Source organism: Roseateles sp. GW835-FHT13E02, assembly GCF_058794035.1.
This window is the reverse complement of sequence record NZ_JBXAGJ010000003.1, coordinates 213,311-235,291: the sequence shown is the minus strand read 5'-3', so window position 1 is coordinate 235,291 and position 21,981 is coordinate 213,311. Positions and strand designations below refer to the sequence as shown.

22 protein-coding genes are annotated in these 21,981 nt (G+C 68.0%); 12 read left to right on the top strand and 10 right to left on the bottom strand.

Annotated features, from left to right (window positions below; translation table 11 throughout):
• Positions 1-60: 60 nt before the first annotated feature.
• Positions 61-258, bottom strand: a complete 198-nt coding sequence (locus AC1Q6P_RS04455) for a CCRG-2 family RiPP (protein WP_171828496.1) — start codon at positions 256-258, stop codon at positions 61-63.
• 161 nt (positions 259-419) lie between these two features.
• Positions 420-1,157: a helix-turn-helix transcriptional regulator gene (locus AC1Q6P_RS04450; protein ID WP_171828495.1), complete on the bottom strand. Its 738-nt coding sequence runs from the start codon at positions 1,155-1,157 to the stop codon at positions 420-422.
• Between the two features lie 286 nt (positions 1,158-1,443).
• Here AC1Q6P_RS04450 and AC1Q6P_RS04445 point away from each other — a divergent pair, with 286 nt between their 5' ends.
• The gene (locus AC1Q6P_RS04445; RefSeq protein WP_492663412.1) at positions 1,444-1,686 is read left to right on the top strand and encodes a DUF4902 domain-containing protein; all 243 of its coding nucleotides are present in this window, start codon (positions 1,444-1,446) and stop codon (positions 1,684-1,686) included.
• 690 nt (positions 1,687-2,376) lie between these two features.
• Here the strand turns inward: AC1Q6P_RS04445 and AC1Q6P_RS04440 are convergent.
• Genes AC1Q6P_RS04440 through AC1Q6P_RS04430 form a run of 3 tightly spaced genes read right to left on the bottom strand, consistent with a single transcriptional unit; the run spans position 2,377 to position 5,908 of the window.
• Complete coding sequence (locus AC1Q6P_RS04440) at positions 2,377-3,591, bottom strand: ABC transporter permease (RefSeq protein ID WP_492663411.1); 1,215 nt, start codon at positions 3,589-3,591, stop codon at positions 2,377-2,379.
• A complete protein-coding gene (locus AC1Q6P_RS04435; RefSeq protein WP_492663410.1) occupies positions 3,588-4,394 on the bottom strand; it encodes an ABC transporter ATP-binding protein in 807 nt (268 codons plus the stop codon). Before AC1Q6P_RS04435 ends, AC1Q6P_RS04440 begins: the two co-directional genes overlap by 4 nt.
• Positions 4,391-5,908 carry an alpha/beta hydrolase gene (locus AC1Q6P_RS04430; RefSeq protein WP_492663409.1) on the bottom strand — a complete coding sequence of 506 codons (1,518 nt, stop codon included), beginning with the start codon at positions 5,906-5,908 and terminating at the stop codon, positions 4,391-4,393. The genes AC1Q6P_RS04435 and AC1Q6P_RS04430 overlap by 4 nt, the downstream gene beginning before the upstream one ends.
• Before the next feature lie 238 nt (positions 5,909-6,146).
• Between AC1Q6P_RS04430 and AC1Q6P_RS04425 the strand changes: the two genes are divergently transcribed.
• From AC1Q6P_RS04425 to AC1Q6P_RS04390, 8 genes are all read left to right on the top strand, one after another.
• Complete coding sequence (locus tag AC1Q6P_RS04425; protein WP_271007724.1) at positions 6,147-6,482, top strand: PspC domain-containing protein; 336 nt, start codon at positions 6,147-6,149, stop codon at positions 6,480-6,482.
• 105 nt (positions 6,483-6,587) lie between these two features.
• Positions 6,588-7,196, top strand: coding sequence for a glutathione transferase GstA (gene gstA / locus AC1Q6P_RS04420; protein WP_492663408.1), 609 nt, complete (start codon positions 6,588-6,590; stop codon positions 7,194-7,196).
• Positions 7,197-7,254: 58 nt separating this feature from the next.
• A complete protein-coding gene (locus tag AC1Q6P_RS04415; protein WP_492663407.1) occupies positions 7,255-7,869 on the top strand; it encodes an NUDIX hydrolase in 615 nt (204 codons plus the stop codon).
• An 82-nt stretch (positions 7,870-7,951) separates the two neighbouring features.
• The gene (locus tag AC1Q6P_RS04410) at positions 7,952-9,910 is read left to right on the top strand and encodes a TonB-dependent siderophore receptor (protein WP_492663406.1); all 1,959 of its coding nucleotides are present in this window, start codon (positions 7,952-7,954) and stop codon (positions 9,908-9,910) included.
• A gap of 166 nt (positions 9,911-10,076) precedes the next feature.
• Positions 10,077-10,907, top strand: a complete 831-nt coding sequence (locus tag AC1Q6P_RS04405; RefSeq protein ID WP_492663405.1) for a DUF6502 family protein — start codon at positions 10,077-10,079, stop codon at positions 10,905-10,907.
• Entirely contained in the window at positions 10,904-11,464 is a 561-nt protein-coding gene (locus AC1Q6P_RS04400) for a hypothetical protein (RefSeq protein WP_492663404.1), read from the top strand. Before AC1Q6P_RS04405 ends, AC1Q6P_RS04400 begins: the two co-directional genes overlap by 4 nt.
• A 168-nt stretch (positions 11,465-11,632) precedes the next feature.
• Complete coding sequence (locus tag AC1Q6P_RS04395) at positions 11,633-13,933, top strand: protein kinase domain-containing protein (protein ID WP_492663403.1); 2,301 nt, start codon at positions 11,633-11,635, stop codon at positions 13,931-13,933.
• Positions 13,934-13,956: 23 nt separating this feature from the next.
• Positions 13,957-14,448, top strand: a complete 492-nt coding sequence (locus AC1Q6P_RS04390) for a hypothetical protein (RefSeq protein WP_492663402.1) — start codon at positions 13,957-13,959, stop codon at positions 14,446-14,448.
• A gap of 93 nt (positions 14,449-14,541) precedes the next feature.
• Here AC1Q6P_RS04390 and AC1Q6P_RS04385 read toward each other — a convergent pair whose 3' ends face one another.
• Complete coding sequence (locus tag AC1Q6P_RS04385; RefSeq protein WP_492663401.1) at positions 14,542-16,167, bottom strand: thioredoxin family protein; 1,626 nt, start codon at positions 16,165-16,167, stop codon at positions 14,542-14,544.
• 245 nt (positions 16,168-16,412) lie between these two features.
• On the opposite strand from AC1Q6P_RS04385, the gene AC1Q6P_RS04380 reads away from it, so the two are divergent.
• Positions 16,413-18,119, top strand: a complete 1,707-nt coding sequence (locus tag AC1Q6P_RS04380; RefSeq protein ID WP_492663400.1) for an AAA family ATPase — start codon at positions 16,413-16,415, stop codon at positions 18,117-18,119.
• A gap of 50 nt (positions 18,120-18,169) precedes the next feature.
• Entirely contained in the window at positions 18,170-18,886 is a 717-nt protein-coding gene (locus AC1Q6P_RS04375) for a general secretion pathway protein GspB (protein ID WP_492663399.1), read from the top strand.
• A 10-nt stretch (positions 18,887-18,896) separates the two neighbouring features.
• Here the strand turns inward: AC1Q6P_RS04375 and AC1Q6P_RS04370 are convergent, their stop codons facing one another.
• The 4 genes from AC1Q6P_RS04370 to AC1Q6P_RS04355 form a co-directional block, all read right to left on the bottom strand.
• Positions 18,897-19,640: a hypothetical protein gene (locus AC1Q6P_RS04370; RefSeq protein ID WP_492663398.1), complete on the bottom strand. Its 744-nt coding sequence runs from the start codon at positions 19,638-19,640 to the stop codon at positions 18,897-18,899.
• A 29-nt stretch (positions 19,641-19,669) separates the two neighbouring features.
• Positions 19,670-19,972: a hypothetical protein gene (locus AC1Q6P_RS04365; RefSeq protein WP_492663397.1), complete on the bottom strand. Its 303-nt coding sequence runs from the start codon at positions 19,970-19,972 to the stop codon at positions 19,670-19,672.
• Between the two features lie 77 nt (positions 19,973-20,049).
• Positions 20,050-20,466, bottom strand: a complete 417-nt coding sequence (locus tag AC1Q6P_RS04360) for an SRPBCC domain-containing protein (RefSeq protein ID WP_492663396.1) — start codon at positions 20,464-20,466, stop codon at positions 20,050-20,052.
• Between the two features lie 163 nt (positions 20,467-20,629).
• Positions 20,630-20,938 carry a YdhR family protein gene (locus tag AC1Q6P_RS04355; RefSeq protein ID WP_102768826.1) on the bottom strand — a complete coding sequence of 103 codons (309 nt, stop codon included), beginning with the start codon at positions 20,936-20,938 and terminating at the stop codon, positions 20,630-20,632.
• Between the two features lie 223 nt (positions 20,939-21,161).
• Here AC1Q6P_RS04355 and AC1Q6P_RS04350 point away from each other — a divergent pair, with 223 nt between their 5' ends.
• Entirely contained in the window at positions 21,162-21,938 is a 777-nt protein-coding gene (locus tag AC1Q6P_RS04350; protein ID WP_492663395.1) for a DNA alkylation repair protein, read from the top strand.
• Positions 21,939-21,981: the final 43 nt, after the last annotated feature.

The following is a 21,981-nucleotide window of genomic DNA, read 5'->3' as shown; positions in this document are numbered from 1 at the left end:
ACCTTCTTGCCCGTCAAAGCCCGCTCGGTTCAGGAGCGGAGGGTGACAGCGAGAGAGGGATTACCAGCCGCCTTTGGGCGTGCCGGGGACAGGAACCGGTGCTTCAGTCGGCACGGCCGGAGCGTCGGGTGCGACGGGTAGGGGACCCCAACCGCCCTTGGGCGTGCCGCCGCCGGCGACAGCTTGCAGCTGCTCCAGGCTCAGCTCCACGGGACCGGTTTCAGACATGTTCAATTCGGAGTTGGTGTGCTGGGTCATGATGGAATCCAATCGGTGAACACACTCCAACGAGTGCTTGGCAATGATTTCAGCAATTCACGGCCAGCCTTGGAAGTGTCAACTCTTACAGTTGCGCGAAGCCTGGAGGTTATGTCAGCCTCGCAGCGCCAGGGCTGCGGGTTTGCGAGAGAGTTCGGGTTTCAACGGATCAAGCCCATGCGCAGCGCCTTCAGCACCGCCTGATGCTTGGTGGTGCAGCCCAGCTTGTGCATGGCGTTGTTGAGGTGCAGCACGGCCGTGCGCTCGGTGATGCTGAGGATGGTGCCGACCTCCCAGGCCGTCTTGCCATCCATGGTCCAACGCAGGCATTCCAGCTCACGTGGGGTGAGCCGGGATTGTTTGACCTGCGCCTCGGTCTCGCGGGGCATCACCACCCGCCACGCTGCGTCTTGGGCGTAGACCGCGAACAGCTGCAGATCTGCGACCAATCGCGTCAACTCGACAGGGTTGCCCGGCAGCGGTTCGGGTCGATCCATGCCCAGCATGAAGTGCCGGCCCTCGGGCAGATGCAAGGCCAGGGCGATGCCGGTACGGTAACCAAACCGGGCTTGCTCTTCCCACATATGCGCCTGCCCGCTGGCCAGGTAGGTGCTCTGGTTCCAGACGATGGGCACGCTTTGGTGTTTGCAGTGTTGAACCACGGGGTCATGGCGCCAGCTGCTGCGGTCCAGGTAGGTGGATGTGAACGACTCCGGCGTGTTGTCCACCGTCTCGAACTCGGACTCGCCGACGGTGTGATCCAGCACCACCGTGGCTGACACGGTGGAGAAGCCCAGGCTTTGCGCGAAGCGGATCACCTCGTGGCGAAACTCCTCGCGGCTGCGTGCCTCCAGCACCGCCTGATAACCCCCTTGCAGCATTGAATTGCTCCCGTCCATGGCGCGCATTGCAATAAACCGCGGGCTCGCGGTCAACTCGGTTATACCCCTGGCAAGGTTTACAGCTGGCGTGTCGAAAACGCTGCTTGCACACTGCACAAACAGTTACGCAAGTCTGTCCGCTCGTTGATCCACATTAGCAATTCGAAGTGATTGTTCTATGACTCCAGCTTGGATGGTGTACGCATGGCCACGGGTTCTTTGTGAAGCGCAGCATGCGCCTCGCTTGCAGTTTGCGCACCGCAGCACGCAGGTGCTGGTTCCAGGCGAAGGAGGGCGGCCCGCCATGGGACAAACCCTGTGGCAGGGGGACGACGGCGACACCGTCGCCGGTGTGGCCTGGGATTGGGTCAGCATGTCGGCGGGTGTGGTGGCCATGGTGGACCCTCTCGCTTTGGTCACCAATCTGCAGTTCCTGAATGCCGATGGCGAAGTGCTGGCGCCGCTGGAATCCGCCCGTCAGCTCAACGAGATCGTCCACACCCTGCCCTGGCAGTACGAAGTTCAGCGAGCGCTCGGGCAGCATTGAGGGCAGTTCTCGGCACGAAGCAGCCTTTGGTGGTTTTGCTCGTGAGGCCCTGCAGCCCGTGCCGCCACCGGGCTCATGGTTCCGGGGTCGACCCTGGCGGGCCGACTTCCCTGCGCTGCTCGCGCCTCGGGGCTGGCGCATAACTCACTTCGCTCCCTGCGCTCGCTTCGTTCAGACAGAAGCGCCAAGTCAGACCTTGAAGCGCACGAGTACGTGCGCGCCCCGAGGCGCTGTGCTGCTCGGCCCGGCACAATTCGCCCGGCAGCGGCACGGGCTGCAGGGCGCTTGCATCGCGATCGATCTGCCTCATCCACGGTGGAACACGCCATCTCCGGAGGTGGCTCGGCCCGCCGACGGGCGATTTGTGCGCGGCCGAGGGCGCAGCGGAGCGGCTCAGGCGCGTGTACTCACGCGCTTCAAGCGCTTACTCGGCGCCACTGTTTGACCACAGTGAGCGCAGCGAACGGAGGGAGTTTGGCGCCGCTGAGCTGCGGAGTGAGCACCGAGGGCAGTCGGCTCGCAGAGCCGAACCGCGAACCATGAGCCCGGCGGTGGGACGAGCCACCGCAGCGAGAAAGATCCAGACAGCCGAGGTCCGCAATGTGCCGTTCTCCGCCTCCCAGCACCCATGAAAAAGCCCGGGCATGCCCGGGCTCGTGTTGGAGGAAGAAGAAGGGAAAGCTGCCGCGCCTACTTGGACACCGCGCCGCGCATGGAGCGGGCCACGAAGAGCAGGCCGCCGGCCATCAGGGCCAGGCCCACGGCGACGCCGGGCAGGACCTGGGCGGCGCTGAGCGTCTCGCCCTTGAGCACCAGCATCATCAAGGTGTTCTGCGCCAGGCCCGGCACCCACAGATACCAGGGCGCTTCGCCGCCCGGGTTGAGCAGGGTGACCATGGGCATCAGGCTCACGGCGGTCATCACCATGGTGCTGCCGGCTTGGGCTTCCTTGAAGGTCTTGGAGCGGATGGCCAGGGCCATCAGCACGGCGCTGATGCCCACGGCCAGCGGCAGCTGCAGCAGCAGGAAGGCGATCACCTCGTAGCTGCCGAACTGGAACATGGCTTGCAGGCTGTCGCTCTGCAGCAGCCACTGCGCCGGCACAAAGCTGACGCAGGCAATCAGCGCCACCGCCATGCCCAGCAAGGCCACCGCGCCCCATTTGCCCAGCACCAGGGCGATGTGCTGCACCGGGTTCATCAGCAAGGGCTCCAATGAACCCCGTTCGCGCTCGCCGGCCGTGCTGTCCAGGGCGGCCGTCAGGGCGCCGTAGAGCACGGCCATGATGATGAACATGGGGATGATGCCGGTGATGCGGGCAGCGCGGGCCTGCACGCTGGCCAGGTCGCGTTCCTCGATGGCCACGGGCTGGAGCAATTCGCCCGAGACGCCGCGCAGGGCCAGGCTGAGGGCGGCGCGCTCCTGGCTGAAAGCGTTGACCAGGCGTTCCAGCCGGCCGACGCCGGCGCTGGCGCGCTGGTTGGCGCTGTCGCTGACCAGCTCTACCGTGGGCTTGTCGCCGGCCAGCAGTTCGGCCTCAAAGTTCTTGCCGATCACCAGCACCGGCTCCAGCAAGGTGCTGGCGCGCAGGCGTGCTTCGTAGTCAGCCGGGGCCTGTTTCAGGGTGTAGGTCTGGCGCTCCAGGAAGTTGCGCAGGCTGGGCGCATGCTCGATGCCCACCACCTGCACCTCGCGCTTGTCGGCCTGGCCCTCCAGCGAGGAGATCAGGCCCGAAAGCGCCAGCAGCAGCAGCGGGCCCATCAGCACGGCGGGGATGGACAGGCGCATCAGGGTGCGGCGGTCACGCAAGGCGTCGACCACCTCCTTGCGCAAGACGATCCAGAAGTTCCTCAGCAGACTGGAGCTGCCGCTGTTGTTGTTGCTGCTGGTGATGCTCGCGCTCATGCCGCCACCTCTTGTTGTTGATGTTGCTGCTGCTGAGTGAAGGCCAGCTTCACAAAGGCGTCCTCGAAGTGCTTTTCGCCGGCCAGGGCCAGCAGCTCGGGCACCGAGCCTTCGGCCACGCTGCGGCCTTGCGCCACCACCACCACATGCTCACAGAGCTGTTCCACCTCCGGCATGATGTGGGTGGAAAAGACGATGCACTTGCCGCCGCCCTCGGGCGAGCGCAGATGGCGCAGGGCCTCGCGCAGTGCCCGGGTGGCCAGCACATCGAGGCCGTTGGTCGGCTCGTCCAGCACGATGTTGGCCGGGTCATGCACCAGGGCGCGGGCCAGGGCGGTCTTCATGCGCTCGCCCTGGCTGAAGCCATCGCTGCGGCGGTCCAGGATGTGGCGCATGTCCAGCAGACGCGCCAGCTCCTCGGCGCGGGCGTTGGCCGCATCGGCTTCCATGCCTTGCAGGCGGCCGAAGTAGATGATGTTTTCGCGGGCGCTCAGGCGCGGGTAGAGGCCATGTACATCGCCCAGGATGCCCATGCGCGCCAGGGCTTGGCGCGGCGCCTGGCTGACCTGGATGCCGTCGACGCTGATCTGGCCGTGATCGGGTTCGAACAAGCCGCCCAGCATGCGCAAGGTGGTGGTCTTGCCGGCGCCGTTGGCGCCCAGCAGGCCGGTGATGCGGCCGTTCGGCGCATGCAGGCTGACATCGCGCACCGCTTGCACGGTCTGTTTCTTGCCCTTTTTGAAGAGAGAATAGCCGCCGCTGGCGCTGACGAAGCTCTTGCTGACGTTCTTGATTTCGATCATGGCTGCACCTTGGTGGCAGAAGCGTCTTGCACCGGCACAAAGGCCAGCGGGCGCGGGATGCGGGTGGCGCAGGCGGCGTCCTGGGGCAGGGCGGCGGCGTCGGTCTTGGCGTCGAAGAAGCGGAACATCACATCGCGCATGCAGCCGATGGTGGCCACGCCGTGGCCGGCCTCGGGCACGACGATGTGCTGGGCCTTGTCGCCCAGGGCTTTGGTCACCCGCTCGCCGTGGCGGGGCGGGGTCACCGGATCGGCGCCACCGCTGAGCACCAGCACGGGCATGGCGGCCTTGGGCACTTGGTAGAAGGCTTCGGGCACCTCGCCGCGGGGCCAGGTCTTGCAGGCGGCGCTGTAGAGCAGGGCGTCGCTGTTGCCGTAGTCGGCGCCCGGCTTGTCGCTCGCTTGCGGCAGGCGGGGCAGGTCCTCGGCGCAGACCACCGAGAAATGCATGCCCATGGCCAGGCGCGAACTCTTGTTCGAGCTCATGGTGCCGGTCAGGCCCATCAGGCCGTCAAAGCGGCCTTCGGCCGCCTCACCGATGGCGGCGGGCAGGGCGGCGGCCAGGGCTGGCATGTAGAGCGGGCCGCGCACGGCGCGCAGCAGCTGGCTGCGGGTCAGCGTGAACTGTTCTTGCTTGCCGGTCATGGGCTGACGCACCGTGATCTGGCGCGGCACGCTGGCCAGCAGCGCTTGCCACTGGGCACGCAGCTGCGGGTGGCGGGCCTGGCAGGCCGGTTCTTTTTCGCAGGCGCTGAAGGCGGCATCCAGCGCGGCCTGGTTGTCGGTCGAGAAGCTGGCGGGCAGCACCATGTCCGGCGGCGCCACGCCGTCGATCAGGGCGCGGCGCACCTTGCTCGGGAACTGGCGCATGTATTCCAGTGCCGCACGCGTGCCGTAAGAGGCGCCGTAGAGGTTCCACTGCGGCGCGCCCAGCTGCTCACGCACGGCCTCGAAGTCCTGCATGGCGATCGTCGTGGTGTACAGGCGCAGATCGCCGTGGGGCAGGCGGCTCAGGCTTTCCTGGCAGTCGCGCAGGCGGCGCTCCTGGGCTTGTGGGTCCAGGGCTTCGGCGATCGGCAGCTTGCTGTCATCGGCGCATTGCAGCGGGGCAGACTTGCCGGTGCCGCGCTGGTCGATGAAGACCAGGTCACGTCGGTTGTTCAAGCGCTTGAGCACGCCCAGCACCCGCGGCGCCACCGCAATGGCGCTTTGGCCGGGGCCGCCGGCCAGCATCAGCACCGGGTCGGGCTGCTTGTTGCGAGCCATGGCGGGCACCACCAGGTAGTGGATCTCGATCTGCGTGCCCTGCGGCTTGGCCGGGTCCAGCGGCCGCATGACGCTGCCGCATTGCATCTCATTGGGCATGCCTTCGATGCGGCAGGCGTGGGTGGGGCCATTGCCCAGCTTGCTCGTGCCGCCTTCGCTCGCGGCGGCCGCCGCCAGGCCCGTGCCCAGCAGCAGGGCCAGGCCGCTCAGCAGCGGGGCGGCTCCTGTTCCTTGTCTTTGTTTCCACATCAGCGTCGTCTCCAGACTTGGGTGCTTGTATGGGGGCGGATTATGGGCAGCGCCTGCAGCGCTTTGACTCCTGCCTGCGGCGAATGGCGGAACGCGGCGACAAGCTGCGGGGAATGCGGGGCGGCCGTTCAGTCGCCCGGCGCTGCAGTTTGTCGCAGCGCACGGACTCAGCCCGCCGATGGCGTTAGATTGAGGGCTGGGGCAATGACGGCCCCGGCATTCAGAAGGAGGAACCCAGATGTCCGTCGCCGAAGAACTCCACAAACTGGCCGAGCTGCACGAGCGCGGTGTGCTCAGTGACGCTGAGTTCGCGCAGGCCAAGGCCCGGCTGCTGAGCGGCGAGGCAGCGCCAGGCGCTTCTACCAGCGCGGGCTTTGCTCCGGCCGCCAACGGCCTGAACGAGCTGCGCCGCAGCCGCGAGGATCGCTGGCTGGGCGGTGTCTGCGGTGGCTTGTCTCGCATCACCGGCCTGGATTCCTGGGTCTGGCGCCTGCTCTTCACCCTGCTGGTGCTGTGCGTGGGCACGGGCTTGTTCGTCTACCTGCTGCTCTGGATCTTTGTGCCGCAGGATTGATCTCGGCGGCCGTTGGGCGCCTGCCTGCAAGAGTCGCCAATCCGGCGTATGGTTCGGGCTTTGCCGGCAGGTCCGCCGGCAAGTTCTCGCAAGGAAACCTGAACCATGAAGCTCTATTACAGCCCTGGCGCCTGCTCTTTGTCCCCGCACATCGCCCTGCGCGAGGCGGGCCTGAGTTTTGATCTGGTGCTGGCCAGCACCAAGACCAAGAAGCTGCAGGACGGCAGCGATTTCTACGCCATCAATTCCAAGGGTTCGGTGCCTGTGCTGGAGTTGGACAACGGTGAGCGCCTGACCGAAGGCCCGGCCATCGTCCAGTACATCGCCGACCTGGCGCCCGCCGCCAACCTGGCCCCGGCCGCCGGCAGCATGGCGCGCTACCGCCTGCAGGAATGGCTGAACTACATCACCTCCGAGCTGCACAAGGGCTTCTCGCCCCTGTTCAACCCGGCCACCCCGGAAGACTACAAGCCGGTTGCCCGCGCCGCGCTGATGGCGCGCCTGACCTGGGTCAATGCCCAGCTGGAAGGCAAGCAGTACCTGATGGGCGATCAGTTCACGGTGGCTGATGCCTATCTGTTCGTGGTCAGCAACTGGGGCCAGTACGTCGGTGTGGACGTCAGCGGCTTCGAGCACCTGGTGGCTTTCCGTGCCCGCGTGGCGGCCCGCCCGGCGGTGCAGGAAGCGATGAAGGCCGAAGGCTTGCTGAAGTGACCTGAGCCGAAGGGCGCAGCGCGGAGGAGGGGAGTCGCCGGGGCCGGACAATGGTCCCATGTCGACCTCCCGCTCCCACGTTCACGCCCAGGCCTGCCAGATCCTGCAGGCCTATCTGAGCCCCCGCTTTCCGGAAGAAAGCGCGCGGCTGCAAGCCTTGCAGGCCCAGCTGCAAGACCCGGACGGCGATGTGTTCAGCCGCGCCCAGATGCGCGGCCACATCACCACCAGCGCCATCGTGCTGGATCCCGCCACCCGCCAACTCCTGCTGATCCATCACAAGACCTTGCAGCGCTGGTTGCAGCCGGGCGGGCATTTCGAGCCCAACGCGGCGGCCGATCCCCTGCTGGCCTCGGCCCTGCGCGAGGCTCGCGAGGAAACCGGGGTCCAGGTCCTGCAGCCGCACCCCGAATACATCGACGCCGCCAGCGGCCTGGCCCTGCCGCTGGACATCGACAGCCATGCCATCCCCGCCAACCCGCGAAAGCAGGAAGGTGCGCATTGGCACCACGACTACGCCTACCTGCTGCTGGCCGACAGCCGCGCCCCGCTGCGCCCGCAGCTGGCCGAGGTTCATGCCGCCGCCTGGCAGCCGGTGCGCGCCTGGGCCGAGGCGCCCGATCTGCGTTTTCAAACGGTGGCGCGCAAGCTGGCGGCGCTGGGCCTGGCTTGAGCGGGTGGGCCGCCATGGCTTTCGCCTGCGGCGGACCTGCCACCTACACTGCGCAGCTTTGCCTGCTTCTGCGCTGCGCCCCATGCCCGATCGCTCTTTTGCTGCTCCCGCCCTGCCTCTGACCCCGCTGGCCGCCGGCCTGTTGACGATGATGGCGGCTTTGTCTCTGGCTCCGCTGGCCGCGCGCGCCAATGACGCCGCGGTGCAAGCCGCCAGCGATGCCTTCGGCACCAGCATCGGCCGCGAGACCATCGGCCTCTACACCAGCGGCAGCGTGCGCGGTTTCTCGCCTACGGCGGCCGGCAATGTGCGCATCGACGGCCTGTACTTCGACCAGGTCTGGGGCTTGAGCGCGCGCCTGCGCCAGTCCAGCAATGTGCGCGTCGGCCTGTCGGCCCAGGGCTTTGTCTTCCCCGCGCCCACTGGCATCGTTGACCTCAGCCTGCGCCGCCCGGACGCCGAGCCCAGCGCGCAGCTGGTGCTGGGCCTGGACCAGTGGCGCGGCCGTTTTGTCGATCTGGATTTCAGCCACCCGCTGAGCACCGACGGCCGCTGGGCCGTGACCGGCGGCTTCTCCAAAGCCCATGTCGAATACGGCAACGGCACCGACGGTGAATTCACCACCGGCAGCCTGGCGCTCTGGTGGCGGCCCGATGTGCACACCGAGGCCATGGTGTTCGCCTCGGCCATCGACACGCCTTACGACCGCATGGGCCCGCAGGTGTCCAGCGCCACCCCCGGTCTGCCGCCGCTGGGCGAAGCGCGGGTCTTCAAGGGGCCGGACTGGGCGGCCTACAGCGGCGTCGGCCGCAACTACGGCGCCACCTTGCGCCATGCCTTCAACCCGGCCTGGCAGCTGCGCGCCGGCATCTTCCACTCCGAAAACGACGACCGCGCCAGCTTCAGCAATCTGTTGCTGGGCATGGACGCCCAGGGCCAGGCCCAGCGCCTGGTGATTGCCGACCCGGCCAGCCGCGTGGCCTCCAACAGCGGCGAGCTGCGCCTGAGCTGGGCCTTCGCCCCGGCGCCCTGGGCGCAGCGCCTGCATCTGCAGCTGGCCGGCCGCGCCCGCGACCGCCGCACCGGCGGTTCGCAAAGCCTGGACTACGGCACCATGAGCCAGCTCCAGCCCTTCCAGCCGCCGCAGCCCACCTTTGCCTTCGGCGCGCAAAGCCTGGACGAGGTCAAGCAGCACTGGCTGGGCCTGTCCTACGAGCTGCGCTGGAACCAGCAACTGGAGTTCAATGCCGGCCTGCAGCACAGCGACTACCGCAAGCGTGTCGACCGCCCCGGCCTGCCGCTGACCGAGACCGAAGCCACGCCCTGGCTCTACAACCTCAGCGCCGCCTGGCATTTCAGCCCCGAGCTGGCGGCCTACGCCGGACTGACCCGCGGCCTGGAGGAAAGCGGCGTGGCGCCCGGCAACGCCAGCAACCGCAACCAAGCCTTGCCGGCCATCCTGACCACGCAGATGGACGCCGGCCTGCGCTGGCAGATGAGCCCGCGGCTGAAGCTGGTGGCGGGCGTGTTCGATGTGCGCAAGCCTTACTACAACCTCGACGCCCAGCAGCTCTACACCGAGCTCGGTGATGTGCGCCACCGCGGCATCGAGCTCTCGCTGAACGGCCGGCCGGCACCCGAGTGGCAGCTGGTGGCCGGCGCGGTGCTGATGCAGCCGCGCGTGCGCGGCGAGGGTGTGGCCCTGGGCCGGGTCGGCCCGCGTCCGGTCGGCCAGGCCGAGCGCATCCTCAAGCTCAACGCCGTGTACCGCCCGGCCGCACTGGGCGGTTTGAGTTTCGACGCCGGCTTCTCGCACACCGGCCGCATGCCGGCCACGCGTGACAACCGGGTCGAGCTGCCCGCCCTCAGCGAGCTGGACCTGGGCCTGCGCTGGCCCCTGCAGCTGGGCGGCCAGCCCAGCACCCTGCGCCTCTTGCTCAGCAATGCCCTGAACCACCGCAGCCTGGAGCTGCGGGGTAGCGGCAGCTATGCCGAACGACAAGGGCGATTGCTGGCCGTGAATCTCAGCAGCCGCTGGTGAGCGAGGGGAGGGGTGTGGGACAATGTTCCACATCATCGTCGCAGCCCTTGGGCTGCATGGACCCTGCCCGTTCGCCCATCGCCATGCCGACCGCCCTGCCGCAGGCCCAGCGCCTGTTCTCGATCCGCAGCATCGCCCGGCGGAGCCCTGCCCGATGACTCCGATGATGAAAAAGTCCGTCGCCACGCTGACCCTGGAAGCCAGCCTCAAGGTGATGCGGCCGCTGATCCGCATGCTGGTCAAGCGCGGCGTGGCCTACCCGGCTTTTGCGCAGGCGCTCAAGACCGAGTTCCTGGCGGCCGCGCAGCGCGAGCTGCAAGAGCGCCAGATGCCGCAGACCGACAGCGCCTTGAGCCTGCTCTCCGGCGTGCACCGCCGCGATGTGCGCAACCTGACCCGCCCGGCCGAGCCCAAGGTGGACGAGGCCGAGCTGGCCCGCCCGCTGAGCCTGGCGGCCGAGGTGGTGGGCGTCTGGCTCAATCTGCCGCCCTTTGTCGATGCCCAGGGCCAGCCGCGCGTGCTGCCGCGCAGCGGCAGCGAGGACAGCTTCGACGCCCTGGTCGCCCGCGTCAGCAGCGATGTCCGCCCGCGTGCGCTGCTCGATGAACTCCTGCGCCTCGGTGGCGTGGAAGAGAGCCCCGAAGGCCTGCGCTTGAACGAGGCGGGCTTCACGCCCCACCAGGGCATGGAAGAGATGGCCTGGATGTATGCCAACAATATGAGCGACGCCCTGGCCGCGGCCAGTGCCAATCTGCAGGGCGAGGCCAAGTTCCTGGAACAAGCGGTGTTTGTGGATGAGATCACCGCAGCTTCCGCCCATCAGCTGCACGAGGTTGCGCGCCAGGCCTGGCCTCAGGCCTTGAAGCAGGTGCTGCGCGAGGCCCAGATCCGTTTTGATGAAGACGCCAAGACCGCGCCCCGCGGCGACAGAAACCAGCGGGCGCGCTTCGGTGTGTATTTCTATTCTGAATCGATGAACGAGGGGGAGAAGCCGTGAAACCCAAGCATGTGTTGGCGCTCACGATCGCGGCGCTGTCGAGCGCTTGCGGTCCGGGCGTTGGGGGGACCGGTCGCACCGCCGAGCCGCGCGAGTTTGCCGTTCAGGCCGGCGCCCAGCCGGTGCCGGTGTGCAGTGCCGCTTGGGCTGGCTTGCTCAACTGCCAGCCGCCGGTGATCAACAGCAACGCCGTGGCCGCTGACCACCCGGGCACCACCAAGATCCAGTACGCCAGCGACAGCAGTGCCCAGCCCGAATGGGTGCTCAGCTTCGAGGGCAACAAGATCAGCCTGGAAGGCGGCTGCCCGCGCGTCAGCTTCACCGGCGAATGGGGTCAGGTGGGTAGCGCGGTGCCGCTGTATTTCGGCGGCTACCTCAACGCCAAGCTGATCCAGCCGGTGCTGGCCACCGGTGCGGTCAAGGCCCTGCCACCATCCAATCTGGAGAGCGTGCCAGGCCTGCAGCTGGAGCTGCGCAGCGAAGACGGTCAGCTGCTCAACCTCCTGCAGCTGCAGAAACTCAGCGGCAACAGCAGCAGCCCACGCAGCTGCTCTTGAGCGCCTGAGGCCTCCGGGTTTTCAAACTGGGGGCGTCCGGTGCAAACCCTGAGCAGTGCCTGGCCTGCCGCCGCTGAGAATGACGCGGACACCCCGCAGCTTTGGCGTTAGCTCGGGGTGGTGTGTTTCAGTTTGAAACATCACACCAAGCTTGGGGATGCGCAGCGCATGCGGGACGGGGGTGAGGACAAGTCGACGGTTCAGAGCACCGAGCCCCTGCCTTTGCGGGGCCGGGTGGACGCACCCCAGCTGCTGCCCAGCGCCGGCCGTGTGGACTTTGCCCGTTATGAGCTGCGCGAGCTGCTGGGCGAGGGCGGCCATGGTGCCGTCTATGCCGCCTGGGACAGCCGCTTGCAGCGCGGCGTGGCCCTCAAGCGCCTGAACCTGCAGGTCGGAGCCGCCGGCGATGCCGAGGCCTGGGTGCAAGAGGCCCGCTTGGCCGCCCGCGTCAGCCATCGCGCCTTCGTCACCGTCTACGACGTGTTCGTCGACCAGGGCGCCGGTCATATCGTCATGGAGCGGGTGCAGGGTCGCAGCCTCAGCCGTGTGCTGGCCGCCGGCCCGCTGAGCGTGGAGCAGGCCCTGGATTGGGCCCTGCAAGCCAGCGAGGCGCTGGCCGAGGCCCATCAGCTGAACATCGCCCACGGCGACATCAAGCCTGCCAATCTGATGATCGATGACAGCGGCCGGCTGCGCATCCTGGATTTTGGGGTGGCCCGGCTGATCGACCGCATGGCCACGATGGGCCCGGGCACATCCGGTACATCGGGCGCCAGCGGCCAGCCCCTGGTTGCCGGCACCTTGGCTTACATGGCGCCCGAGCAGATGCTGGGCCGGCCGGCCAGCGTGGCCAGCGACATCTACGCCCTCGGCCTGGTGCTGGGCGAGATGCTCAGCGGCCAGCGCGCCTTCATGGAACCCGACCCTCTGGCCCTGGCCCACCACAAGCTGCATGGCAGCGAGTTGATCCTGGCCCTGCCCGAGCTGCCGCCCGGCCTGGCGCCGCTGGCCGCTCTGGTGCAGCGCATGGTCAGCCGCCAGCCCGAGCTGCGTCCGGCCAGCATGGCCGAGGTGCACGAGGCCCTGCTCACTCTGCAGGACGGCTGGCTGCCGGGCAGCACCTTCCCGCGCCCGCGCTCGGTGCCCGCGCCCGCTCGCCCGCTGCTGCAGGCTGAAGGTCTGCCGCCATCGCCTGCCGCGGCCGGCAGGCGCCGCTGGTTGTGGAGCGGGGCGGCGGCCTTGCTGCTGGGCCTGGGCCTGGCCGCCAGCCAGGGCTATCTGCGCCTGCCGGGCCAGCCGGCGCCCTGGCCGCAGCGCCTGGCGCAGGCCGAGCAGCTGATCCAGGGTTCGGACGAAGACTTGGGTGCGCTCGAGCAAGCCCTGGCCCTGCTGGAACAGCTGGCCGCCGAGAAGCCCCAGCATGCCTGGGTGCAGGCCACCCTGGCCCTGGCCTATGCCACCCGCTATCACAACGAAAGCGTGGACGAAGCCTGGCTGCAGCGTGCCGACGCCAGCTCGCAGCTGGCCCTGCGCCATGACCCCATGCTGGCCCTGAGCCATGCCGCCCGTGGCATGGTGCTCAAGCTGCAGGGCCGTAGCGCCGAGGCCGAGTCGGCCTATGCCAAGGCCTTGCTGCTGGACGGCCAGGATGTGCAGGTGATCAATGGCTACGGCATGTTCCTGACCCGCCAGCGCCGGCTGGACGAAGCACAGCTGCTGTTCGAGAGCGCGCTCAAGCGCCACCCCCAGAACAGCCGCTTGATGGACAACCTGGGCACGGTGTTCTACGAAAAAGGCGATCTGGCTGCTGCCGAAGCGCTGTTCCGCCGCAGCATCGCCCAGCGTGCCGGCGGGGTGAACAGTTATGCCAACCTGAGCGCGGTGCTGCTGCGCACCGACCGGGCCGATGAAGCCGAGGCCTTGCTGCAACAGGGCCTGAAGGCCCGGCCCAGCAGCCAGCTCTACACCAACCTCGGCAATCTGCTCTACAACCGGGGCCGCTATGTGCAGGCGGCCGAGGCTTTTGAAGCCGCTTTGTCGGCCGACAAGGGCCGGCCCGGTGACTACCTGATGTGGGCCAACTGGGCCGACACCTTGTTGCTGCTGCCCGGCCGCGGCGAGCAGGCGCGCGAGGGCTATGGCCGCGCCCTGCAGCTGATCGAGCCCCTGCTGGCGCGCTACCCCAAGGACGCCACCTTGCTCAGCCGTGCCGGCCTCTACGCCGCGCGCAGCCAGGACCGCCAGCGCGCGGCCGATTGGACGCAGCGCGCCCTGCAGCTGGCACCGCTGGTGCCCGATGTCCTGTTCCGGGCCAGCCTGGCCGCCGAACTTTCGGGCCAGCGCGATCTGGCGCTGACCCGATTGCAGCAAGCCCGCGCTGCGGGCTACCCCTCGCATCTCATCGAGCAGGAGCCGACATTGGCGGCCCTGCGCAGTGAGAGGCGCTATCACCAACAGCAAGCCCAGTGACGATTCATCAAGGAGGTTCGAATATGAAGATGACCAAGGTCCTGAAACTGTCTTTCAACGGCGATCAAATCAGCCGCAATCTGGTCTGGGTCAATCCCGGAGAGCTCAGCACCCAGCCGAAGAATGCCGGTGCCATCGAACTGCAGCAAGGCGACGATTTCCGTGTCGAGCTGATCATGTCGTTTGCGAACGAGTACGCCGAAGTCAACTACACGGTCCGTGAAGCCAAGTTCTACACCGTGCTCAACGAGGCCGATGGCAGCAACCAGACCTTGAGCCCCTTCGAATCGGAGGGCGAGGAGAGCCCCTGGACCGCGCTGGCCTTCAGCAGCCCCATGGAGGCTGTGGATGGGCACTACGTGCTGCGTTCCGACCCGGTCACGGTCAAGGCACCGGCCAGCAAGTCCCTGCGCTGGGAGCTGAGCCTGGTGCTGGTGGCTCTCATCCAAGGGGGAGGGCCGGCCTTCAACAAGGTCTTGCGCTTCGACCCCGAGGTCGTGGTCACCCAGCGTTGAGCGCCGCGCCGCACGCAGGCATCACAAAAAGCAAAGGCCGGCTCGCCATCACGAGCCGGCCTTTTTCATGGGCAGTTCAGCGTGCTTGCGCGCTCAGGCCTTCTTGCCCGGTGCCTTCACCAGCGATTCGCAGGTTTCGCGTTGCTTGTCGGCCGTGTCGACCTTGGCGCAGATGCCGTCCAGCTGGGTCTTGAGGCGGCTGAGCACGGCGTCATGCTGGCCCTTGTCGTTCCATTTGGCCAGCGAGCTGCCCACCTTTTGCAGCGAACGGGCGCTGCGCTCGTAGAAGCTGCCCTTGTCCTGCGCCGCTTCGCTGAAGAGCTGGGCGGCGGTCTTCTCGATGCGGGCGGCGTCCTGCGGCGCCAGCTCGGTCAGGGCGGCGAAATAGCCGGAGCCCCACTGCAGGCGGGTGGCCGGGCCTTCGCTCTTGTTGAAGGCCTCCTCGTACCACTTCAGGGCCTCGTCCTTGCGGCCTTGCTTCTTGGCATTGCTGCCCAGGGAGCTCATCAGGTAGTAGGGCGAGTGGCTCTTGCTCAGGCTGGCCTTGAGCAGATCGTCGCTGTCCTTCCACTGGCCGGCCTGGCCCAGCAGGTAGGCGGCCGAGGTGATCACGGCCTGGCGCTCGTAGCCATCGGTGATCTCGCGGTCGGCGCGGGCGGCGTGGTCCTTCACTTCCTTGACCAGGGTCGGGTTCAGCTTGGGATGCAGCTCGGTCGGTGCGACATCGAGGCGGGCCAGTTGCACCCGGGTCAGCAGGGCTTGCAGACGGTCGCCGCGCGACAGGGTGGCATCGGCTTCCAGGCGCTTCAGCGCGGTCTCGTACTGCGCCAGCAGGGCATTGCGCTCCGCGCCGGCGGCCGGGGCCAGGGTCTTGACGATGTCCGTCGCGCCGTAGGCCAGCACATCCATCTGGGCGCGGCTTTGCTCGGCGCTCTCCAGCACCTTGCTCACACGTTCGCGCAGGGCGGCATCGACCTTCAGGGCTTTGCCATTGTCATTGGCCGACAGGGCCTTGAGCCACAGCCGGGTGCTGGTGTCGGCGTCCACGCCTTGCGAGGCGGCGGCCAGCTGGGCCAGCAGGCCCGGCAGCTCGGCCGGCGGCACCAGCTGCTGCTCATCGGTCTCCCAGGAGTAGAAGCCCAGCAGGCGCCACTCGTTGGCGTTCAGCTTCTTGCCGGCTTTGGCATCGGCCAGCACGCTCTTGACCGGGCGGCCACCGGCCAGGCCCAGCTGCAGCACCTTGATGACCTGGGGCGCATCGATCTCGCCCGGCAGGCGGGTCAGCTCCTGGCCCTCGGGGTTGAACAGAATCATGGTCGGGTAGCCGCGCACCTTGAAGCGCGTGCCCAGCTTTTGCGCGCCGGGCAGGTCACCGTCGATGTGCACCGGCACGATGGCACGCGTCTGTTCGATGAAATCCACGCGATTGAACAGGGTCGCCTTCAGCTGGTTGCAGGGCGGGCACCACTTGGCGCCCCAGTACAGCAGCACCGGCTTTTTCTCGGCGCGGGCCTGAGCGAAAGCGCGTTCGATGTCGGCATCACCGGCGGCCGGCTGCCAGGCCACGCTGGCCGTGGCGCTGGCGGCCGCCTGGGCCGCGGGCAGCCAGGTGCTGGCGCCTCCGGCGCTCATCAAGGCCAGGCTCAGCGCCGCAGCGCGGGCCAGGGTGCTCGGGCGCAGCAGGGGGCTGCGGGCTTGGGAAGCGGTGGCGAGGCTCATCGTGGTGTCGGTCACTCGTTGGGCCACCCCGTGCCGGGTCGGCGCGAAGCGGTGGGATGAATGGAGGGTTGGATTGCAAGCAGATGCAGGATTGTGCGGCGTCTGCGCAAAACCTGCCTATGCGGGGCGCTCCTGAGCTTAGGCGTTTTGTGGCGCATGCCATGCGCTTATCGCACCGCAGGCGGCCGAAACGGGTGGCTTGGCCATTCCCGGCGCCGCCGAGGCAGCGGTTATCCTGCCGCCCCATGTACGCGTCCTATTTCGGCCTGAAACACGCCCCGTTCTCGATCGCGCCGGACCCGCATTACCTCTTCATGAGCGAGCGCCACCGCGAGGCCCTGGCCCATCTGCTCTATGGCCTGGAGGGCGGCGGCGGCTTCGTGCTGCTCACCGGCGAAATCGGCGCCGGCAAGACCACGGTCTGCCGCTGCTTTCTGGAGCAGATCCCGCCGAACTGCAACGTCGCCTACATCTTCAACCCCAAGCTCACCGTGCGTGAGCTGCTGCAGGCGATCTGCGACGAGTTCCACGTGCCGGTGCCCGCGGGTGCGCAGACGGTCAAGGACTACCTCGACCCGCTCAACGCCTTCCTGCTGGCCCAGCATGCCGCCGGTCGCAACAACGTCCTGATCATCGATGAGGCGCAGAACCTCTCGGCCGATGTGCTGGAGCAGCTGCGCTTGCTGACCAATCTCGAAACCGCCACGCGCAAGCTGCTGCAGGTGGTGCTGATCGGCCAGCCCGAGCTGCGCGGCATGCTGGCCCGGCCGGAGCTGGAGCAGCTGGCCCAGCGCGTGATTGCGCGCTTCCACCTGGGCGCCCTGTCCGAGGCGGAAACGGCCCAGTACATCCAGCACCGCATGAAAGTGGCCGGCCTCACCGGTCCGCTGCCCCTGGACCACGCCGCCCTGCGCTGGGTTCACCGCCTGACCCGCGGCGTGCCGCGCCGCATCAACCTGCTCTGCGATCGCGCGCTCTTGGGGGCCTATGCCGGCAGCCAGGCCAAGGTCACGCCGGCCATCGTGCGCCAGGCCGCGGCCGAGGTGTTCGATGCGCCTGCGGCCAGCCCGAGGCGCGGGCTGCCGCATCTGGGGTCCGGCCTGGCGGTGCTCTCGGCGGTGGTGCTGGTCGGCGCCGGGCTGACCTGGGCCGTGCAAACGCAATCTCCGGCAGGACGAAAACAAGCCGCCAGCTCGGCGGCTTTGTTGGCTGCGACCCCTTCAGTTCCGGCTTCTGCCGCTGCCTCCTCGGTCCCGGCCGCTGCCAGCGCCGCGGCGCCGCCGGCCTCGGCTGCCAGCAGCGCGCCTCCGCCCGAGCGGCCAACTGCCGAGCCGCTGCAGCTGGCCGACTGGACGCCCTCTGACGCTGCCGCCTGGGCCGCGCTGGCCGAGCGCTGGGGCTTGCCCCTGGCGCCGAACGAGGCAAAACCGTGCGACGCGGCCGCCCTGCAAGGCCTGCAGTGCTACCGCAGCGTCAGCGGCAGCCTGTCCCTGATCCGCCTGATGGACCGGCCGGTGCTTTTGACCCTGCAGCGCCCGGGCCAGGCGCCGGCACTGGCCGCGCTGGTGGGCCTGGACGGGCAGGAGCTGACGCTGTGGGTGGACGGCCGGCCGCGCCGGCTGGCGCTGGCGGAGCTGGCCAGCGCCTGGCGCGGTGAGTTCAGCACCTTGTGGCGCGCGCCGCCGGGCTATGCCGAGCGGGCCGCCAATGCCGGGCCCTTGCGCGAATGGCTGGCCGGCCAGCTGGACGCCCTGAGTCGCAGCGCCGTGCCGGGCGGCGCCCCTGCTGCCGCTTCCGCTGTGCTGCCCGGCTGGGCCGAGCTGAGCCCGCGCATCCAGGCTTTCCAAGCCAGTCAGGGCTTGCAGCCGGACGGCCGCGTCGGCCCGATCACGCTGATGCGACTCAACCGCGCCGCGGGTGTGGACGAGCCGCGGCTGGCGCCAGCGCGCTGAACGCAGCGGACGACCGAACGACCGATAGAAGAGAGATCAAACGAGCCGCCATGTCCTACATCCTCGACGCCCTGCGCCGTGCCGAAGCCGACCGCGAACGCGAGCGCGGCCAGGTCCCCGGCCTGCACGCCCAGCCACCCGCAGGCAGCGCCGCCGCGGTGGGCGCTGCTCTGAGCCCGCGCCGAGGCCGGCTCTGGGCCGCTGGCGGCGCCGTCGATGTGCTCCTGCTGGCGGGGGTCGGCGTGGGCAGCTGGTGGGCCGGCGGCAGCAGCCCGGCGGATGTACCTGTCAGTGGGCCTGTCGGTCAGCTGCCGCAGCAGCAGCAGCGTGCCGAGGCGCCGCCGCTGCCAGCCGTCGCTGGCACTGCCCCAACATTGCCGGCATCAGCGCCGACATCCACACCAATTGCGGCCCCAACGCTGCCGCCTCCGCCGCTTGCGGCCCCGGCGCCCGTCATCGCGCCGCCCGTCACCGCGCTCAAGCCTTCCGCTTCCGCCCCAGTGCTGGCCGCCAAGGCCAGCGCGCCCACGGAGGCCGCGCCCATCCCGCGCCTGGCCGAGTTGCCCGAGAGCCTGCGACGCGAGCTGCCCAAGCTGGCGATCAGCGGTTCCGTCTATTCCGAAGACCCGGCCAGCCGTTTCGTGATCGCCAACGGCGAGGTGCTGCGCGAAGGCGCCAAGCTCGGCCCCGAGCATGTGCTCGAACAGATCGGTACGCGCGAGCTGGTGCTGCGCTTCAAAGGTCAACGCTACCGGCAGGCGCTGTAGGGCACGCGAACTAACACCCACGCGCGTGGAACCAGAGGTTCGGCCGGCCGGCTGCATTCCGCAGCGGCAGCCACAGCTCGAACACTTCATCCGGCAGGGGGCTGCGCTCGCATTCCTTCACCCCGCTTGCGGCCAGATGCAGCCAGGTCTGCCCATCCACGATGCGGCGGCCCAGCACATGGGCCGAGCGCAAGGCCGGGGCCTTGGCGCGATCGCCAATCTGCAGGCTCTGCCCTGAGTTGCCCGGCTGGCTGCGCGCCTGTTCGATGGCGCCCTCCAGCAGGTAGAGCCAGGGCTTGTCGGCCCAGAGCGCTTCGAGCGAGATGAAGCCTGTTTCGCAAGATTCATGGACCCAGGCGCTGCCTGAGCGCAGGAGCAGCTGGCACCAGGGGCCCGATCTTGCGATGGCGATGGCAGCCGGCTGCTCGTACTCGATCTCGATCGTCGGCAGGGCCTCGGCCTGCGGGGCGCCATACCGTCGCAGGCCCACAACTCGCCCGCTGCTGCATCCGCCCTCCGGTTCAGGCTTCGCCGCGCGCACGAGCTCGAGCGTGCCGATGGGCACCTTGGCCCGAGGGCTCGCAAAGATCGGGACAGGCTTGGCCGGCGTCGGGTCGCAGGGATCGGCGCCGAACAGCCCGGGCCAGCGCAGCACGCCCACCATGCCGGCCGGGGGCTGGCGTTCGGGCTCCTGGGCGCATGCGGGGTGAACAAGGGCGAACAGGGCCCCAAGGATCAGCGCAAGGCTTCTCATGCGGGCAGCCTGTCGGCCACGTCATGCCCTCAGCGCGGACGCTGAACCGCAGTGGCGTCGTCCAGAACGAGAGTGATGCCGCCGAAGTGAGGGGCGCACAGGTTGTACATGCCGCAGACGATCCAGGTGCTCAGGTACAGGCTCAGCCACCAGCCGATCGGCACCAGGAACAAGGCCAGAGCCATTGGCATGTTGTGGAATGTGGCAACACCGGGCAGCCAGATGCTCAGCAGGCCGGCCAGAAGCATGCCGGCCAAGGCCAGCGCTCCGCCGACGGCGGCCACGATGCGCGCGGTTGCGCGGGGTGGGATGTGATGGATCACCTGTTGCATGGTGGGTCAGCTGCCTTTCTTCGGGCTCTGCTCGGTTCGGTCATGTTGCGGTGATTCTCGCCCGAGAGGGCTGGGGCTCATTCCGCCGCCAGTTTGCCCTTCAAATGGCGCGCAAAGTTGTCCAGGATGGCTTGCCAGCCCGTGCGCTGCTGCTCTTCCGAGTGGGTGGTTTCGCCGTCGAACGTGACCGTCACCTGGACGCCTGCGGCGCTCTCGCTGAACTCGACGATGCCGCTGCGGTCGCCAAACACGTACTCGATGCGCTGATGCGGAGCGATGTGCGTGTACTCGCCCGCGAAATCAAAACCAAAGGAGCCGTCCTTGGCCTCCATGCGCGAAGAAAACTTGCCGCCCGGGCGCAGGTCGACGGTGGCCGCGGTCGTGTGCCAATCCGGCGAGGCCGTGTTCCAGACCTTGATGTCCTCGGGCGTGGTGTAGGCCAACCAGACAGCGGGCAGGGGAGCGGGGACGAGGGTGGTGACGGTGATTTTCATGGGAACTCCGCTGGTTGAGTGTGGGGCAGAAGGTCAGGGCTTTGATTGAACGATGGGAAAACACGGGGGCCGATACGGATCGAGGAAGGCCGGTGTTCTTCGCACCGCCCGCGACCGAGGCGTGTGCTTTCTCTCTCCACCGCACGTTTGACCCCGATGGCCCTCAAGCGCTGATCTGATTCGATCCATTGTCAACCGTGACCGCGCTCTCGAAATAGCGAACGACAGGCTCGGTTTGGTACTTCTCGCGAACGAACACGCGCCAGGCCTCGGTGTACATCGATTCGGCTTCGGCGCGAGAGTTCCACAAGTAGACGCCCCCCGCGGTTTGGCCGTCTTCGGACAGCACATAGTGCTTGCGGAGCAGGCCAGGCACGCCCAGGTACTTGGGAGCAGTACTGAGAAAGATCTGGCGTGCTTCTTCGCCGCTGAGCGGCCTTGGCAAGCTGAATGATGTGGTGACGATGATCATGTGGGCCTCCCGGGGACAGGACAGGGTAGGGTGACGGTGCCCGGCTGTGGCGAACGAAGCAAGGATGGGAGCTCGGGTGAAAGCCGACTTGGCCGGGCCATAACGTCAAATGGCATGGACAGTCTACGTGCTGGAAATGAATCGAGTTTGACGCGGGTGATCTGCCCAGCGCACCTGTTCGTATGGCGTTTGCGGTCCCGGGCGACGCAGACTCCTTGTTCCCATGCATGATCACACCCCAGCCAGCGAATTCCAGCCCACCATGCCGCCCGCCAAGCCCCAGCTTCGCCTCGTGCCCCCTTCGCCCGCTTTCGCCACCGTTCCGCAACGCCTGGAAAAGACCTTGGCTCGCTTGCAAGCCGAGGCGCGGCCTGAGCAGTTGGCGGGCATGGCGTGTTTCGGGCTGACCGGGGCCAAGCGCCTGGGCCTGGCGGTGCCCACGCTGCGCAGCCTGGGCAAGGCGCTGGGCCAGGACCATGCGCTGGCGCTGGCGCTCTGGGACAGCGGCATTCCGGAGGCGCAGATCCTCGCTTCTTTGCTGGCAGAGCCGGAGCGTCTGAGCGCGGCCGAGATGGACCACTGGACCCAGAGCATGCAGTCCTGGGACGTCTGCGATCAGGCCTGCCTGAACGCGTTTCGGCGCACGCCGCTGGCCTGGGGCCGCATCGAGGTCTGGGCGGAGGACGAGGCAGAATTCGTCAAGCGGGCGGCGTTTTCGCTGCTGGCGGTGCTGGCCGTGCATGACAAGGCCGGCTCGGACGAGGCCTTCAGCGAGCACTTTGTAAAGATCGAAGCCGCCGCGGCCGACCCGCGTAACTTCGTCAAGAAATCGGTCAGCTGGGCCCTGCGCCAGATCGGCAAGCGCAACCCGGTGCTACGCGCCCGGGCTTTGCTCATCGCGAAGCGCCTGCGCGAGCGCCCCGAGCCGAGCGCGCGCTGGATCGGCGCCGACGCCTGGCGCGAGCTGAACTCCGACCTCAAGAACACCCCCACCGCTTAACTCGCCCTTCACCCGTTCACCTGTTCACCCCTTCACCCGAGGC

Coding starts and splice junctions, on each gene's coding strand:
- AC1Q6P_RS04455 (WP_171828496.1), bottom strand. CDS start 258: ATGACCCAGCACACCAACTCCGAATTGAACATGTCTGAAACCGGTCCC.
- AC1Q6P_RS04450 (WP_171828495.1), bottom strand. CDS start 1,157: ATGGACGGGAGCAATTCAATGCTGCAAGGGGGTTATCAGGCGGTGCTG.
- AC1Q6P_RS04445 (WP_492663412.1), top strand. CDS start 1,444: ATGGGACAAACCCTGTGGCAGGGGGACGACGGCGACACCGTCGCCGGT.
- AC1Q6P_RS04440 (WP_492663411.1), bottom strand. CDS start 3,591: ATGAGCGCGAGCATCACCAGCAGCAACAACAACAGCGGCAGCTCCAGT.
- AC1Q6P_RS04435 (WP_492663410.1), bottom strand. CDS start 4,394: ATGATCGAAATCAAGAACGTCAGCAAGAGCTTCGTCAGCGCCAGCGGC.
- AC1Q6P_RS04430 (WP_492663409.1), bottom strand. CDS start 5,908: ATGTGGAAACAAAGACAAGGAACAGGAGCCGCCCCGCTGCTGAGCGGC.
- AC1Q6P_RS04425 (WP_271007724.1), top strand. CDS start 6,147: ATGTCCGTCGCCGAAGAACTCCACAAACTGGCCGAGCTGCACGAGCGC.
- gstA (WP_492663408.1), top strand. CDS start 6,588: ATGAAGCTCTATTACAGCCCTGGCGCCTGCTCTTTGTCCCCGCACATC.
- AC1Q6P_RS04415 (WP_492663407.1), top strand. CDS start 7,255: ATGTCGACCTCCCGCTCCCACGTTCACGCCCAGGCCTGCCAGATCCTG.
- AC1Q6P_RS04410 (WP_492663406.1), top strand. CDS start 7,952: ATGCCCGATCGCTCTTTTGCTGCTCCCGCCCTGCCTCTGACCCCGCTG.
- AC1Q6P_RS04405 (WP_492663405.1), top strand. CDS start 10,077: ATGAAAAAGTCCGTCGCCACGCTGACCCTGGAAGCCAGCCTCAAGGTG.
- AC1Q6P_RS04395 (WP_492663403.1), top strand. CDS start 11,633: ATGCGGGACGGGGGTGAGGACAAGTCGACGGTTCAGAGCACCGAGCCC.
- AC1Q6P_RS04390 (WP_492663402.1), top strand. CDS start 13,957: ATGAAGATGACCAAGGTCCTGAAACTGTCTTTCAACGGCGATCAAATC.
- AC1Q6P_RS04385 (WP_492663401.1), bottom strand. CDS start 16,167: ATGAGCCTCGCCACCGCTTCCCAAGCCCGCAGCCCCCTGCTGCGCCCG.
- AC1Q6P_RS04380 (WP_492663400.1), top strand. CDS start 16,413: ATGTACGCGTCCTATTTCGGCCTGAAACACGCCCCGTTCTCGATCGCG.
- AC1Q6P_RS04375 (WP_492663399.1), top strand. CDS start 18,170: ATGTCCTACATCCTCGACGCCCTGCGCCGTGCCGAAGCCGACCGCGAA.
- AC1Q6P_RS04370 (WP_492663398.1), bottom strand. CDS start 19,640: ATGAGAAGCCTTGCGCTGATCCTTGGGGCCCTGTTCGCCCTTGTTCAC.
- AC1Q6P_RS04365 (WP_492663397.1), bottom strand. CDS start 19,972: ATGCAACAGGTGATCCATCACATCCCACCCCGCGCAACCGCGCGCATC.
- AC1Q6P_RS04360 (WP_492663396.1), bottom strand. CDS start 20,466: ATGAAAATCACCGTCACCACCCTCGTCCCCGCTCCCCTGCCCGCTGTC.
- AC1Q6P_RS04355 (WP_102768826.1), bottom strand. CDS start 20,938: ATGATCATCGTCACCACATCATTCAGCTTGCCAAGGCCGCTCAGCGGC.
- AC1Q6P_RS04350 (WP_492663395.1), top strand. CDS start 21,162: ATGCATGATCACACCCCAGCCAGCGAATTCCAGCCCACCATGCCGCCC.